This is a genomic window from Klebsiella sp. K-Nf6 (genome assembly GCF_002806655.1).
Lineage (GTDB): Bacteria > Pseudomonadota > Gammaproteobacteria > Enterobacterales > Enterobacteriaceae > Klebsiella > Klebsiella variicola.
The window spans coordinates 1-734 of the sequence record NZ_PIBN01000052.1 but is presented as its reverse complement, the minus strand read 5'-3'; the positions used below and the strand labels follow the sequence as shown (position 1 = coordinate 734).

Here is a 734-nt window from a genome sequence, read left to right as displayed (position 1 = left end):
ATGTACACTTCAGATTCGAACTTGGTGTGCGGCTTGATGCTGCCCGGCTTAGCCAGTACCTGACCACGTTCGATTTCTTCACGTTTGATACCACGCAGCAGAACACCAACGTTCTCACCAGCACGGCCTTCGTCCAGCAGTTTGCGGAACATTTCAACGCCAGTACAGGTGGTTTTCGCGGTTTCTTTGATACCAACGATTTCAACTTCTTCACCGACTTTAACGATACCGCGCTCTACACGACCGGTAACAACGGTACCACGACCGGAGATGGAGAATACGTCTTCGATCGGCAGCAGGAACGGCTTGTCAATCGCACGCTCTGGTTCCGGGATATAGGTATCCAGGTGGCCAGCCAGTTCGATGATTTTCGCTTCCCACTCTGCGTCGCCTTCCAGCGCTTTCAGAGCAGAACCACGAACGATCGGGGTGTCGTCGCCCGGGAAATCGTACTGAGACAGCAGTTCACGAACTTCCATCTCAACCAGTTCCAGCAGCTCTTCGTCATCAACCATGTCGCATTTGTTCAGGAACACGATGATGTACGGAACGCCTACCTGACGACCCAGCAGGATGTGCTCACGAGTCTGCGGCATCGGGCCGTCAGTCGCAGCAACAACCAGGATCGCGCCGTCCATCTGCGCAGCACCGGTGATCATGTTTTTAACATAGTCGGCGTGGCCCGGGCAGTCTACGTGCGCGTAGTGGCGAGTCGGGGTGTCATATTCAACGTG

Annotated in this window: 1 protein-coding gene; it reads right to left on the bottom strand. The window is 54.8% G+C overall.

The window, feature by feature from the left end:
• Window positions 1–734: elongation factor Tu (locus CWM61_RS28565; RefSeq protein WP_133122480.1), on the bottom strand; the 734-nt coding region annotated here is incomplete at both ends.